This is a genomic window from Thioclava sp. DLFJ5-1, assembly GCF_002020115.1.
Lineage (GTDB): Bacteria > Pseudomonadota > Alphaproteobacteria > Rhodobacterales > Rhodobacteraceae > Thioclava > Thioclava sediminum.
The window spans coordinates 88,435-102,102 of record NZ_MPZU01000009.1; the positions used below are offsets into that span (position 1 = coordinate 88,435).

At 60.0% G+C, this 13,668-nt stretch carries 12 protein-coding genes; 9 read left to right on the forward strand and 3 right to left on the reverse strand.

Annotated elements, in window-relative coordinates; genetic code table 11:
* Positions 1-67: 67 nt before the first annotated feature.
* Positions 68-1,501, reverse strand: coding sequence for an alkaline phosphatase D family protein (locus BMI86_RS20440; protein WP_078542928.1), 1,434 nt, complete (start codon positions 1,499-1,501; stop codon positions 68-70).
* 303 nt (positions 1,502-1,804) lie between these two features.
* Between BMI86_RS20440 and BMI86_RS20445 the strand changes: the two genes are divergently transcribed.
* Positions 1,805-1,996 (forward strand): hypothetical protein, encoded by a 192-nt coding sequence (locus tag BMI86_RS20445; protein WP_143594891.1) that lies wholly within the window; start codon positions 1,805-1,807, stop codon positions 1,994-1,996.
* Positions 1,997-2,020: 24 nt separating this feature from the next.
* On the opposite strand, the gene BMI86_RS20450 is transcribed toward BMI86_RS20445, so the two are convergent.
* Positions 2,021-2,986 carry a calcium/sodium antiporter gene (locus tag BMI86_RS20450; RefSeq protein ID WP_078542930.1) on the reverse strand — a complete coding sequence of 322 codons (966 nt, stop codon included), beginning with the start codon at positions 2,984-2,986 and terminating at the stop codon, positions 2,021-2,023.
* Positions 2,987-3,230: 244 nt separating this feature from the next.
* On the opposite strand from BMI86_RS20450, the gene BMI86_RS20455 reads away from it, so the two are divergent.
* Positions 3,231-3,815 carry an exopolysaccharide biosynthesis protein gene (locus tag BMI86_RS20455; protein ID WP_246831781.1) on the forward strand — a complete coding sequence of 195 codons (585 nt, stop codon included), beginning with the start codon at positions 3,231-3,233 and terminating at the stop codon, positions 3,813-3,815.
* Here BMI86_RS20455 and BMI86_RS21120 read toward each other — a convergent pair.
* Entirely contained in the window at positions 3,812-4,003 is a 192-nt protein-coding gene (locus BMI86_RS21120; protein WP_143594892.1) for a hypothetical protein, read from the reverse strand. The two genes, BMI86_RS20455 and BMI86_RS21120, sit on opposite strands and share 4 nt — an antisense overlap.
* A gap of 110 nt (positions 4,004-4,113) precedes the next feature.
* Here BMI86_RS21120 and BMI86_RS20460 point away from each other — a divergent pair, with 110 nt between their 5' ends.
* The 7 genes from BMI86_RS20460 to BMI86_RS20490 all read left to right on the forward strand — a co-directional run bounded on the left by BMI86_RS20460 (position 4,114) and on the right by BMI86_RS20490 (position 13,580).
* Complete coding sequence (locus BMI86_RS20460) at positions 4,114-5,178, forward strand: lysylphosphatidylglycerol synthase transmembrane domain-containing protein (protein WP_143594893.1); 1,065 nt, start codon at positions 4,114-4,116, stop codon at positions 5,176-5,178.
* On the forward strand, positions 5,175-7,403 hold the full coding sequence (locus tag BMI86_RS20465) for a glycosyltransferase (protein WP_078542933.1): 2,229 nt from the start codon (positions 5,175-5,177) through the stop codon (positions 7,401-7,403). Before BMI86_RS20460 ends, BMI86_RS20465 begins: the two co-directional genes overlap by 4 nt.
* A 189-nt stretch (positions 7,404-7,592) precedes the next feature.
* Complete coding sequence (locus tag BMI86_RS20470) at positions 7,593-8,948, forward strand: IS1380-like element ISPme1 family transposase (protein ID WP_012112698.1); 1,356 nt, start codon at positions 7,593-7,595, stop codon at positions 8,946-8,948.
* 267 nt (positions 8,949-9,215) lie between these two features.
* The gene (locus BMI86_RS20475) at positions 9,216-10,418 is read left to right on the forward strand and encodes an MlaE family lipid ABC transporter permease subunit (protein ID WP_281480124.1); all 1,203 of its coding nucleotides are present in this window, start codon (positions 9,216-9,218) and stop codon (positions 10,416-10,418) included.
* Positions 10,415-11,212 carry an ABC transporter ATP-binding protein gene (locus tag BMI86_RS20480; protein WP_078542935.1) on the forward strand — a complete coding sequence of 266 codons (798 nt, stop codon included), beginning with the start codon at positions 10,415-10,417 and terminating at the stop codon, positions 11,210-11,212. Before BMI86_RS20475 ends, BMI86_RS20480 begins: the two co-directional genes overlap by 4 nt.
* On the forward strand, positions 11,157-12,938 hold the full coding sequence (locus tag BMI86_RS20485; RefSeq protein WP_246831782.1) for an MlaD family protein: 1,782 nt from the start codon (positions 11,157-11,159) through the stop codon (positions 12,936-12,938). The genes BMI86_RS20480 and BMI86_RS20485 overlap by 56 nt, the downstream gene beginning before the upstream one ends.
* A 15-nt stretch (positions 12,939-12,953) precedes the next feature.
* Complete coding sequence (locus BMI86_RS20490; RefSeq protein ID WP_078542938.1) at positions 12,954-13,580, forward strand: ABC-type transport auxiliary lipoprotein family protein; 627 nt, start codon at positions 12,954-12,956, stop codon at positions 13,578-13,580.
* The last annotated feature ends 88 nt before the right edge of the window (positions 13,581-13,668 follow it).

The following is a 13,668-nucleotide window of genomic DNA, read 5'->3' on the forward strand; positions in this document are numbered from 1 at the left end:
GCTCAGAGCTGGCAAGAGAGCCTAGTTCGACAACCTGAAAGTCGACATCGACACACGATCGAAGAAGTCACAGCCCAAAAGACTCTGTCATTCCACTCGTTTCCAGATCCCAACGGGCTGTCCAATTCCCCAATTTGCGATCAAGGATCAAATAGTTCCGCTCGGCGACGTATCGGTTCCGCTGCCCCGGCAAGCGAGCAATGCGAATCGGATGTTCCGGCAGAGGATCCTCACCCAGCCATGACAGGATCCCCAGAAATCGCGCCCAGGCTTTGGGCGGTGCCCTGTGGGCAATGCCGGATGCGACCAGCTGGTTTAGGTGCAACCCGCCCCCGAGGTCCATGACGGCACGAGTAGCCAGGTGGATTTCGCCCGAAACTGCGGTGATGTCGTGTCCGTCGCGCTTCGCCAGATCGCGCACTAGCCGCAGCATCCGGCGCCATTCGTCGCGATGCGCGCGGCTTTGCCATTGGTCGCGCAGGTCGTCCTCGTATTTCTGCATGCGCGGGATCAGCACCATGAGGGCTTCCAGGAGCGACAGCCGGGGTCCGAGCAAGGGGACGCTCGACATCAGAAGGGTGTGGCCCTGCACCTCCCGTTGTGCCTCAGCCTCCATCATGGCCCAACCACCCTGACCCATGATTTGCCGCCGTGTCCGTTCAGACCGCAGGTCGGGGGCGAGGATGCGCAAGTCGGAGCCGTGAATGGCCCAACCTAGGTGCTGTCCTGAGGAGTCGGCGAAGCGGGCAGGTAGGTCGCCATCGATTGTCGCCTGCTGAAAGACGAGGAAGTTTTCGCGTGCGACTGCGAACAGAGTTTGGCCCACCGGGGAATAGGTGCGCGACCGCCGCAAAGAGCCCCAGCCGTCGCAGATGTCGTGATCGTCCCATTGCATGAGCGACGGCACCCGCGCGGCAAGCCAGGCGAACTGCGGCGCGGCGTAGAGTGCTGCGTAGCGTTCTAGGAACCGCTCGCGCAGATGATGCCGGAGATCGTCGAGCGCCACGCGCGAAGGGTCGCGCGGGATCCGTTCCGGCCAGTCCTGGCTGAGCTCGTGCCCCTCGGTCACCTCGTCGGCGTAGACCTGGTCGCCCCCGTGCAGCATCAGTGCGAAGGGCTGGCGTTGGTGTTCGCTCCTGAGCCTTTCCCACATGGCGTTCCGCTCGGACCCTTCGCGGTCCATGTCCCCCACTTCCTCACCGTTGCAGGACACGTAGGCCAGTCGCAGATCGCCGATCAGGTCACCGGCGACTGTGCAGGACGTGCCATTCCAGCTGTATTCGGACGCGCGGTCGGCCGGTAGCGTGAAGCGCGCCCGCCAGACGGTCGCGTGGTCATACTCCGCGAGCGGGATCGGCAAGACCTTGCCATGTGGCAGTTCAAGCGGCGGAACAGTCGCCTCCTTCGCGGCGATGAAGAGCGCGGACAGGCGCATCTGACCATCCTCGACGTCATCGAGGATCAGGATCGGACCGATGGTGGAGTACAACTTTACATGCATGGCGATCAGCTATTGCAGCACGTCTGGTTGCGCAATTCGGAATGAGAAACTTTGTGCCGAAGTTCCGTTGGCCCGGAGAAATAAGCTTTCCATGACCGCATTCGTGACCACCACACCGAACCCGAAGTCTGTCTTTCTGAAGCATGGTCCTTGGAGCACAGTGGTTGATCCGGACACACCCTTGGAAGTTGGTCCGAAGCTTATTAGGTCAATGCGACACAGGCATCTCGTCCTGAAAGCAGGCACGGGAAGAGGACAAAGAGAAGAAATGACAGGCGCCGCGCAGTCGCGCCACTACAGAGAATGATGTTGAAGCGCTTGGCAAGAAACCAACGAGCCGACGAAAACATGAGCTTGAGACAGAACGAGGATGGCAGTGCCCCGGAGGAAGACAAGGCATCTGGCGGCCTGACACTCAATCAGGCAGCCGTTATTTATTTTGGCGGCCTTGCACTCCTTATCGGCGGTATGGTGGTCGTCGGCCTGTCGACATAGGGACCTGCTCGGTCCACGGGTGTGTTACGCGGCCATCCCGTTCCAGAACAGGAACACCATGTAGGCAGCGTAGGCGATGAGCATCAGTGCGCCCCAGGCGCGCCCGATCCTCTTCGAAGCGAAGAGTAGTGCGAGCAGCAGCAGCGCCGCGCCGAGCATAACGGGCGTATCGATTTCGCGGAACCGGGCGCTGACCTCGATGGGCTGGATCACCACTGTCACGCCGAGGATCGCGAGGATGTTGAAGATGTTCGAGCCGATTATGTTGCCCAGAACCACGTCCGAATGCCGCCGGACCGCAGCGACGATGGCGGTGGCAAGCTCGGGCAGCGAGGTCCCGATGGCCACAAGCGACAGGCCGATTACGGCGTCCGGCACACCAAAATCGCGCGCGATGTTCACAGCACCCTCGACCAGCATGTCAGCGCCGAACACGAGGGCAATGATGCCGCCAATGGCCATTACCGGGGCAAGCCACGGCCGAGGCAGGGGAATATCTTCGAACTCCTCCGCCTCGTGCTCAAACGTCTTCGCTTGGCGATCCCGCTTTTCCAGCCAGTAGCTGGAGAAGAGGTATCCGGCGAGGACCACGAGCATCGCGATGCCCTCGATGCGGGTGATGACCTCACCCTGAACAAGCGCAAAGGCCGCCAGCGAGACGAGGGTCGCCACCAGCGCCTCGCGCACCGCCGTTCGTTCCCACCCGAAGATCGGTGCGATGACGGCCGCCACACCAACGATCAACAGGACATTGGCGATGTTGGATCCGACGACATTGCCGAGCGCAATCTCCGGCGTACCGCCGATCGCCGCATTGACCGAGACGAGCAGCTCCGGCGTCGACGTGCCGAACCCGACGATGACCAGTCCGATGAGAAGCTTCGAGATCCCCAGACGCTCTGCGAGCGCAACCGAGCCGCGCACGAGTCCTTCACCACCAACAAAAAGAAGAACCAGGCCGGCGGCCACGAGTAAGAGATCATGAAGCATCTTAATTCTTGTCCGAAAGTTTCCGCAGTGAACGCTCGCGCGTTTCTCACGATCTAGTGTGATGCAGACGGAAAAGGAACAGCCGGCCCTGAACTTAATGCAATTTAGAAGATTTAACCGATTTCTTGGACTTGCGATTGCAAAGTTCAGCCTTCGATCCGATATCCAGCACACAGTGCGACCAGCACACAGTGCGAAAGGGGAACGGATGCAACGAGGGGAGGGACAGAGACGAAGACCTTCGTTGTCGTTGCCCATCCTGCGTACATCCCGAAACCAGCATAGGGCGGGCACTCTGACCCTCGGCAACCTGTTGACGGCACTCGGCGAGACATCGTTCGGTTGGGCGATCGTTGTGTTTTCGTTGCTCACCTTGTTGCCGCTACCGCCAGGATCAACCCTGATAACCGCCTTGCCACTTCTTGTGACGACCGGTCAGATGATGCTTGGTTACCCGCACGTGAAGTTGCCCGGACCGCTTGAACGACTGCGGCTTGATCAAACAAAGCTGCGGCACACTGTTCTTCGCCTGAGACCGGTCACTCGCAGATTGGAGCGTGTGCTACGGCCGCGCTACAGATTTGTTTTTGCCCGCCGGAGCGAGCGCGTACTTGGCCTCGCCTTGTTCATGATTGCCTTCGCGCTGTTTCTGCCAGTGCCCCTAAGTGGCTGGTTTCCGGCGATCTCACTTTTCGTCTTCGGCGTCGGGCTGGTCGAGCAAGACGGGCTAATCGCTTCGGCGGGTCTAGCCTTGGGCGGAGCCTCCGTCATTCTGACAGCATCGATCCTGATGTCTTTAGCAGCCGGGGCAGAGGCCATGATTGGTTAACTGGGCTCGGGAGAATCCGGCGCACCGCCAGTATCTATCTCTTTGCCCCGGTCGGACGTGTAAAGGTTGATCCAGAAGATTGGTGTCGCAGGTGCAGTCGTGCCATCATGTTCGCCCGGCTTTGCTGCGTTATTGGCTGAAGCGGCGATTATGCCATATTTCCGGTCTTCAAAGAACGCTTCGCGCAATTCGCCCTCTTGCCTGAATATGACGTGGGATCAGGGCATCGCAGGTGATCCGCATTGTTTTCGGCCGGCGAAGGGAATAACTCCCAAGCGACTTAGCGAGGGTTCATACAGTGCAAGACGAGTTCAGGCAGACCGCCGGATCAAGGCGCATGCACGGTGCGCCGGGAGCCTGGCTTCTGTATGCGCTGCTGTTCCTGGGACTGACCGCCGCCGGATTTGCCGCTCTCTCCATGGTTTTCGATGGGCCTCCGCCGCGCTTCGACGCGAGACTGGTCCAGCCGCAGGCGCTGGCATTTATCTTGCTTTTCTTGGTTGCCTATTTCGCCTCGGACGGACTTCGGCTCTATTTCGTTCTCCGGACAATTGGATCGAGGGTGAAAATTCACGAGATTTTCCCCCTTGTCTTCATCAATTTCCTGTTTTCGAACATCACACCTCTGGCCACCGGCGGCGGTTTTGCACAGGTCTGGTATTTGCAAAGGCACGGCGTGTCGGTCGGTGCCTCGGCTGCCGCAACGTCGATCCGCACCATTCTGGCGATGCTGATGATCTTCATCGCCGCGCCAGCGTTTCAGTTCCTTCATCCCGATGCCTCCACCGGCGAGTTTGCGCGTATCACGATGCAGTCCCTATCGGGTATCAGCGCGCTCTATCTCATCGGTTTCATTCTGGTCCTGCGCCGCCCGTTCTGGATGGCGACGCTGATTGGAACCCTGCTCGGCCTTGCCTGTCGCCTGCGTCTCATCGGTGAAGAACGAAAAGACCTGTGGGTCAGCACGGTCCGCCGGGAGACCGCCGAGTTCGCAAGCGGCTTTTCCAGGTTTGTCCGGGGATCACGGCGCGACGCCGCCGCTGCAGTGATCTCGACGCTCGTCTTCCTCGTGACGTTGTTCGCTTTCCCAGCCCTTCTTCTCGAGCTGCTCGACTACGATGTCGACTGGATGACGGTGATCGGCACGATGTCGGTCGTGACCTTCCTGATGTATTTCACGCCGACTCCGGGCGGCGCGGGACTGGCGGAACTGGCCTTCGCCGGGTTCATGGCAAGCCAGATGGCACCGGCCGACCTGTTGCTCGTCGTCTTCGCCTGGCGGTTCTTGGTCATTTATCTGGGCATGGCCATCGGGTTGGTCGTGTCGGTCTTCGCCCTGCATCCAAGGACCAGACCCAGATGAATCGCGCGCTTCTCTCCCTCTTCTTCTATGCTAATCTCGCCATCGTCCTGACGATCGCCGTCTACCGCGTCTATCTCTATGCCGCGGCACCGGATGCAAGCGCGCTGCTCGTGCGGCAGATCGACAAGATCGAGGCGGTCGCAGCCGAGGGCGGACCGCTGAGGTTCGCCGTTGTCGGAGAGGGCAACAATTCCATCGGTATGCTGGAACGAGAGGTGATCCCGAGAATCAATTCCTCAGACGTGGATTTCGTCGTCTCTGCGGGTAATATCGTCAGTGGCGGCGGAGAGGATAAATACCGCTCCATCCTTCAGATCCTTTCCCACCTGGATATTCCCTATCTCCTGACCTTCGGCGAAAACGAGTTCGAGGAATTCGGAAGCACGCGGTTCTACCAGCGGTTTGGTCCACACTTCTACTCGATCACGCTTCCGCAAGCGCGGCTCGTTTTTCTCGACGCGACAGGGCGCACACCCACCGACTGGCAGGAAAGGTGGCTTCGCGACATTCTGGAGACTGAAGAAGCAAGACCCGTGATCGTCTTCGCGGGACATCCTCTTGTCGCACCCGAACATGAAACCCTTTTCGAGCCCGACCGCGGAGCATGGTCCGAGCCGGAAGATCAGGACAGGCTCCTTACGCTCTTGGGCCGCCTTGGCGTGGACATGGTGATCTCGGCGGGTGCCACCACCTACTCGGATCAGGTCGTGGACGGGATCCGACATATTGTGACCGGAGGTGCTGGCGGCTTTGTCGTCAACGACGAGACGAGTTTCTATCACTACCTTGATCTGACCGCGGATCGGGACGGCATCCAGACCGACCTGATCCGCATCGACACCGCCCCGACACCGCTCGCACAGCGAATCGAGGGGCTCTGGTTTTTCGTCTACTCCCTCTTCTACGTTGGCTGGCTAAATTTCCTCGCGATCTTCTCGGCCTTCGTGCTGACGGCGATGTATCTCTACAATCGGCTGTTTCGGGAACGGCGGTACTACCCGGATTACGAATTTCGCATGCCTGTCGATCCAAGTCGCCCGCTTCGCATCGTCATGTTCAGCAACACCTATCTGCCCTCCATCAATGGCGTGGCAATCTCGGTCAACAGGCTGAAGATGGGTCTGGAACGCCAGGGACACCAGGTGTTGTTGTGCGCACCGAGCTACGATGACCAGAGCCCGGAAGAGGGCGTTTTTCGCATTCCCATCCTGATCAGCCTGGGCGCGACTTTTCGGCTGGCAAATCCTTTCCGCCATCAAACTTGGCGGGCAGTTCGAGAATTTCAGCCGGACGTTATTCATCTACACCACCCCTACTGGCTTGGCTCACTCGGGCTTCGGATCGCACGAAGACTGCATGTGCCTGCGGTCTTTACTTATCATACTCGACTCGAGCAGTTCGCCCACGCCATACCCTTGCCGGGTGCGCTCTTCAGGAACGTGATCGCGCATTGGTTGGTGCGGCGCTTTGCCAACCAATGCAACGAGATCATCGTTCCGACGCCGGTCACTCGAGATTACGTCCGCCTGATCGGCGTTGACGGGCCCGTTCACGTTCAACCGACCGGCATCGAAGTCGAAAAATTCCGCCAGAGAGACCCGGCACTCCTTGAAGAACTCATTGCGCGCTACAATCCGGACGGGCGCATGATCCTGGTCACCATCTCGCGGCTCTCGAAGGAAAAGAACCTCGATTTTCTGATCGCGGCGATGAGAGAACTCAAGAACCGTCACGCCCCGCCGTTTCGGCTATTGATCCTCGGTGAGGGCGACGAGCGCGCGCGTCTGACTGGCAACATTCGCGACGCCGGGTTGACCTCCGAGGTCAGACTGGTGGGAAGCGTGCCGCTCCAAGATATTCCCGACTACCTAAGCTTGGCACGGCTGTTCGTCTTCACCTCTGTTTCCGAAACACAGGGAATGGTCGTTCTGGAAGCCATGGCCGCAGGCCTTCCAGTCGTGGCGGTGAATGCGAGCGGCGTCGATGCCTTTGTTCAGAACCATCGGACTGGGATCCTAACGGAAGAAGATCTGGACGCCTGGACCGATGCTGTCCACGCCCTGCTCGTAAACCGGTCCGAACGTGAGAAATTGGCACGGGCGGCGCTCAAAGAGGCGCAATACCATTCAGTCGAGCAGTTTTCATCCGAGATCGCGAGAATTTATGCCACGGCGATCGGCGCAAAGGAGCGCGCCAGTAAAATCAAATCTCGGCGCACAACATGATTTGTAGCCTTTCGAGATGCGAAACTGGTCCGGAACGAATGAGGGGCACTTGCACGACCAAGTGATGCAGCGTCGAAGGAGTCAATCGCATTCAGCCCACATTCTCCAAGTAAGTCGCTGATTTCGCTGTCGTAATCGTGATATTTCGCATATAAATCATGGCGTTGACGGCTGCGAGGGGCGCGTTTCATGGATCACCTGGAGGGTGCGGGCTTGGCGCGGGGAGATCGGGTTGATTTCGACCGCCGTGTGCGTCTGGAGTTCCGTGGTGCGCAGATCAGTTCAGACGGTGGCCTGCTGGTGATGCGCGAGCTTGATGACGTGCTCGGCCTGTCCAATCTGGCGTCGGAGGCGCTGCGAGACAGCCGCACCGGGAAGAACACGCTCCATCGGCTTGACGGATTGTTCCGGCAATCGGTGTTCGGACGACTGGCCGGATACGAGGATGTGAACGATGCCGACCGCTTGGCCCTCGATCCCGTGATGCGTCAGGTCGTTGGCGGCAGGGCCGTCGAGGCGCAAGCTGCTTCGGCATCGCAGATGGGACGGTTCGAGACCGAGACGCTGGCTCTGGCCGCGAACCGGGCGGCGCTGGCCGATCTGAACGGCCAATGGATCGACCGGTTTCATGACCGCAACGGGTTGAAATACATCGTGCTGGACATGGACAGCTCGGTCAGCCCCACCCACGGCGATCAGGAAGGTGCTGCCTGGAACGGGCATTTCGACTGCACCTGCTATCACCCCATCTTCTTGTTCAACCAGTTTGGCATGCTGGAGCGCTGCGCCCTGCGTAACGGCAATGTCCACAGCGCCGATGGCTGGCGGGATGTCCTTGATCCCGTCATTGCCCGATATGCTGGCCGCGACCTTGGTGGACGCTTCTTCCGGGCCGACGCTGCCTACGCGATCCCCGCGATCTATATGCGGCTGGAAGAAGCCAGGTTCTTCTACGCCATCCGTCTGCCCGCCAACGCCGTCTTGCGCGAGAAGATCGCGCATCGGCTGACACGGCCCGTGGGACGGCCTTCGCTGACCAAGGTCAAACGGTTCTTCGAGGACTTCGAGTATCAGGCGGCGTCCTGGGACAAGCCGCGCCGCGTCATCGCCAAGATCGAATGGCATCCGGGCGAGCTGTTCCCCAAAGTCGGCTTCATCGTCACCAACCTGCCGATGGAGCCAGACTGGGTGGTGAGGTTCTACAACCAGCGCGGCACCGCAGAGCAGCACATCAAGGAAGGCAAATATGCCTTTCGCTGGACGCGGCTGTCATGCCGGAAGTTCCGGCACAACGAGGTGCGGCTGCAACTGCACGCGCTGGCCTACAACCTGGCAACCTTCCTGCGCTGCATCGAACTGCCCGAGGCCATGGCGGACTGGTCGTTGACCAGCCTGCAACTCAAGCTGATCAAGATCGGCGCCCGCGTCGTCCGCCACGCCCGCGCCATTACCTTCCAGTTGGCCGAGGTCGCCGTCACCGGCCCGATGGTGCGGGCCGTCCTTGCCGCCATCCGCCGTCTTCGAACGCCTCCGTCATGCGCATGACCACGATCCATGCCCAAGCTGAACGAAAGCGGCAGGACAGGTCCGTCTGCCGCGCGGAAAAGCGGCTCTGCCGGGCCAGAATGCTGCGGGTTCGAGGCTTGATCCACCCGACTTCGGCCGTTTGCGCGACGACAGACACCGCTCGGGGCGAAAAACGCTTGCCCAGCGAGCAAAATCAGGCGATCTTGAAGTCAAGCGGCAGGCCACTTGGGGAATGTCGGCGGAAGGCCGATGGCGGCATACTTGATCGGAAATACGGGCGCAGATGTGACCAGCGTCTGGCTTCTGGCGGGCGCGACAAGTATCAAGAACAATCGGCAAGTGTTGTTTGGGATCTTCGAATTGAACAGCGGATCGGCATCGGTCACGACAGATCGCGACGACGGAGTGGTCTTTGTGCGTCTTGCTGGGCATTTCTCCCTCGTCGATCTGACTTCTCTGCATGGCACGTTGATGCAGGCTGCCGCGGCAGGACCGCTTACCGTTGATCTTTCCGGCGTGGAGCGGCTTGACACTGCTGCCGCATGGGCGATTGCCGAAACCGGAAAGGTGGCGGAGTCCGCCGGGCATACCCTGCAGATTTCCGGTGCCGCCGAGCACGCCGCTGCGCTTGTCGAAACGGTCCGCAAGGCCTTGCCGAAGGTAGAATCCGCGAAAAGGCGGAAGTTCTCGCTGGCCGCCTGGCTGGATGATTTCGGCCGCTCTGTTGCCGCAGGCTGGACGTTTCTGACCCAGCTTCTGGGCTTTCTCGGGTTATTCCTCGCAAGACTTGGCAGGTCGCTTTTCCATCCGACCGAATTCCGCCTGACCGCGCTTGTTCATCATTGCCAGGAAGTCGGCGTCAAGGCCGTGCCGATCGTCGCCCTGATGGCATTTCTGATCGGCGTGGTGCTTGCGTTTCAGGGCTCGACACAGCTCAGGCAATTCGGGGCCGAGGTCTTTGTCGTCGATCTCATCGCTGTTTCGATCTTGCGCGAACTTGGCATCCTTCTCACCGCGATCATCGTGGCTGGCCGTACCGCTTCGGCCTTCACCGCAGCAATCGGGTCGATGAAGATGCGCGAAGAGATCGACGCGATGCGGACGCTGGGAATCGATCCCGCTGCTGCGCTGATCGTACCGCGTGTGCTGGCGCTGCTGCTGATGCTGCCGATCCTTGGCATGATTGCCAATGCAGCGGGCCTGTTGGGCGGCGGGTTGATGAGCTGGGTGGAGCTAGGCATATCGCCCGCCATGTTCCAGTCGAGGCTGATCGAAGGCACCGACGTGTCTCACCTGATGGTTGGCATGATCAAGGCCCCGTTCTTTGCGATCGTGATCGGCATCGTGGGGTGCCATGCCGGCATGCAGGTCGGCAACAACGCGGAATCTCTCGGCCAGAAGACCTCTGCCGCAGTCGTGACGGCAATCTTCTCCGTCATCGTGATTGACGCGTTGTTTTCCATCTTTTTCGCAGAGGTGGGGATATGACTGTACCCACGGACCGGGAGCCGGTGATCCGCCTGCGTGGGATCCGCAATCAGTTCGGCAGTCATGTGGTGCATGACGGGCTGGATCTGGATGTCTACCGAGGCGAAATCCTGGGGGTTGTCGGTGGGTCTGGAACCGGCAAGTCGGTGCTCTTGCGGTCCATCGCCGGATTGCAACGGCCAGCGGCCGGTGAGATCGAGGTGCTGGGAACCAATGTCCGCACGGCGACCGAGGCCGAGCGGGCCGCGCTGGAGCGGCGCTGGGGCGTGATGTTTCAGGATGGAGCCCTTTTTTCGTCGCTCAATGTTCGAGAAAATGTCGAGGTGCCGATGCGCTCGGTCGAAGGTCTGGATCCGGCCTTGCGCCAAGCCATGGCCGACCTCAAGATATCGATGTCGGGCCTGCCCTATCTGGCCGGAGACAAATACCCGTCGGAACTGTCAGGCGGGATGCGAAAGCGGGCCGGATTGGCGCGTGCCCTGGCATTGGACCCCGAAATCGTGTTTCTGGACGAACCTACCGCCGGGTTGGACCCGATTGGCGCGGCTGATTTCGATACGCTTATCCGCCAACTTAGCGATACGATGGGTTTGACCGTCTTTCTGGTGACGCATGATCTGGACACACTCCACGCAATCTGCGACCGGATCGCGGTGCTGGCGGAAAAGAAGGTCCTGGTAACCGGGACCATGGACGAGATGCTGAATATCGATCACCCATGGGTTCACGATTATTTCCATGGGCCACGCGCCCGGGCGGCACTGGCTGAAAAAAGCGAACGGAAGGGCAATTGAGCGAGTGGAAACCAAGGCAAACTATATTCTGATCGGTGCCTTCACGCTTGCTGGGATTTTGGGAATCCTTGGATTTTTCCTTTGGTTTGCGCAGTTCCAGCTTGATCGTCAGTTCAGCTATTATGACGTTGAATTCACGTCGGTTGCCGGGCTTGCTCAGGCCTCGGACGTGCGATTTGCAGGCTTGCCTGTCGGGCAGGTCGTTGATGTCCGCCTGTCGCCGAACGGCGATGGGACAGTGCGTGTCCAGCTGGAAATCGCCGCCGATGTTCCAATCCGCACAAGCTCTGTGGCGACCATCGAGTCGCAGGGCGTGACCGGCGTCTCGTTTGTTGGTATCAGCCCCGGAGAGCCTTCTGATCCCCTGTTGCGGGACGTCAGCCCGGACGACGTGCCCAAGATCGAAGCCGGTCGTTCAGTGCTGCAAAGCCTGACCGAGGATGCGCCGCAACTGGTCGAAGAAGCGCTACGGGTGATGCAGGATCTGTCAAACCTTGCCAGCGCTGAGAACATTCAGCGCATCAATAACATCCTGGCCAACGCGGAAACGGCCTCGGCAGGCCTTTCAAAGGCACTTGAGGATTTTTCAGTTGTCACGGAGTCGGTTGCAGCCTTTGCGGATGACATTTCAGCCTTCAACGGCATGCTGGAAGGCCTCACCGGGCGTGCCGAAAGCCTGTTCGAGACAGCTGAGGGCACTCTGAAGAACGTCGATGTCCTGATCGCGGATTCGGGGACGACGCTTGCCAGCGGAACCGCTGCATTGGACCAGGCTACGAGCACCCTTTCTTCGGCTGAACGTTACATGAATGATGAGCTGCTCCGAACGACAGACGAGGTGCGTCTTGGCATCGCCGAACTGCGGGTGCAGGTCGAACAGATCGGGACCGAAGCGCGCGGTCTTGTCGCCGAGTTCCGCAAAACCGGCGAAGCCGCCACCGCGCGACTGACCGAAGCCGAAGCCACCATCAAGGTCACCGATGCGATGATCGCCGACCTTACGGCGACGCTGGAGACGATCAACAAGGCCGCAGTCAATTTTGACTCTCTGGTGACCATCGACGGCGCCGCGCTGGTAGCCGAGGCCCGGACGGCACTGAAGCCAATTTCCGAAGCCGCCAATGCCGACCTTCCGGCACTGATGGCTGATATCCGGTCGGCCATGGAAACGGCCAACCAGACGATTGCCGACGTCAGCCAAAGCCTGACCGATGCCAGTGGCAAGGTCGATGGGCTGATGGACGACGCCAGTCTGGCCGTGACCGCGGTGACCGATACATTCACGCGCGCAAATGATACACTGACCTCGATCAATTCGGCACTCGAGGTGGGCGAGCGCACACTTTCTGCCGCCGAGCGCACATTTGACGGTGCGGACAAGGTCATCAATACCGAAGTGGCCGCCATCACCGCTGATCTTCGCCAGACGATTGCCAATCTTGATCAGGCCATAGCGCAGGTCTCGGCCGATATCCCCGGCGTGACGGCCGATCTCAAGGCGGCAAGCGAGGCAGCGCGGCTGGCCTTTGACGAAGTGGCCCGCACCGCGACAGCATCTGGCGCGCCGATCACCGAATTCACCACGAGCGCACTTCCGCAATACACCCGTCTTGCAGGGGAAATGCGTGACCTGATCAATAACCTCGATCAGTTGACCAACCAGATCAGGCGCGATCCAGCCCGGTTCTTTATCGGCGGAACCAATACGCCCGCCTTCCGCCAGTAACGAAAGAGCACTGCCATGCCCCGCCTGACCTTGACCGTCCTGCTTGCATCTGCCTTCCTCTCTGGCTGCTCTGCGATTTCTGCGCTGAACAGCTCGGCGACGCCGCTGGAGAGCTATGACCTGCAAGCACCGCCCGAAGCGCCAGTCGCGCGCAGCAGTCTGACACGGCAGCTTGTGATCGAGGTTCCATCTGCCCCCGGCACCCTGATGACGGATCGGATCATGATCCGTCCGCGCCCCCTTCAGGCGCAATACCTGACCGACGGGCAATGGGCCTCGGAAACGCCCTTGATGATCCAGACCCTGATCGTCCGCACGATCGAGGACAGCAATGCCTTTCGCTACGTCGGGCGGCGGCCGCTTGGTGGCTCTGGCGACTATGCGCTGATTTCCGAACTGACCGACTTTCAGGCCGAAGCTGCACCAGACGGCAAAGGGGCCACTATCCGTGTGCGCCTGACGGCAAGGCTTGTTCAGGAAAGCGATGCATCCGTGATTTCCGTTCGCACATTCAATGCTGCGTTCCCGGTTGACACGACAGATACGATCGATGTGGTTGAAGGCTTCAACAGTGCCACGCAAGTGATGCTGAAGGACCTGTCCGGTTGGGTTCTTGCATCTCTGGGCGTCAAGGCGCGTTGATCTGCCGAAAGACAGGACGGTAAGGTTGGATGCCGTCGCGTGGGGCCGTTCGACTGCCTGGGGTCATACAGCGCGCTAAAAGAGCGGC

Excerpts from the sequence above, each read along its gene's own strand:
- BMI86_RS20490 (WP_078542938.1), top strand. The coding sequence starts at position 12,954 with ATGCCCCGCCTGACCTTGACCGTCCTGCTTGCATCTGCCTTCCTCTCT.
- BMI86_RS20485 (WP_246831782.1), top strand. The coding sequence starts at position 11,157 with ATGGGCCACGCGCCCGGGCGGCACTGGCTGAAAAAAGCGAACGGAAGG.
- BMI86_RS20470 (WP_012112698.1), top strand. The coding sequence starts at position 7,593 with ATGGATCACCTGGAGGGTGCGGGCTTGGCGCGGGGAGATCGGGTTGAT.
- BMI86_RS20480 (WP_078542935.1), top strand. The coding sequence starts at position 10,415 with ATGACTGTACCCACGGACCGGGAGCCGGTGATCCGCCTGCGTGGGATC.
- BMI86_RS20440 (WP_078542928.1), bottom strand. The coding sequence starts at position 1,501 with ATGCATGTAAAGTTGTACTCCACCATCGGTCCGATCCTGATCCTCGAT.
- BMI86_RS20465 (WP_078542933.1), top strand. The coding sequence starts at position 5,175 with ATGAATCGCGCGCTTCTCTCCCTCTTCTTCTATGCTAATCTCGCCATC.
- BMI86_RS20445 (WP_143594891.1), top strand. The coding sequence starts at position 1,805 with ATGATGTTGAAGCGCTTGGCAAGAAACCAACGAGCCGACGAAAACATG.
- BMI86_RS20450 (WP_078542930.1), bottom strand. The coding sequence starts at position 2,986 with ATGCTTCATGATCTCTTACTCGTGGCCGCCGGCCTGGTTCTTCTTTTT.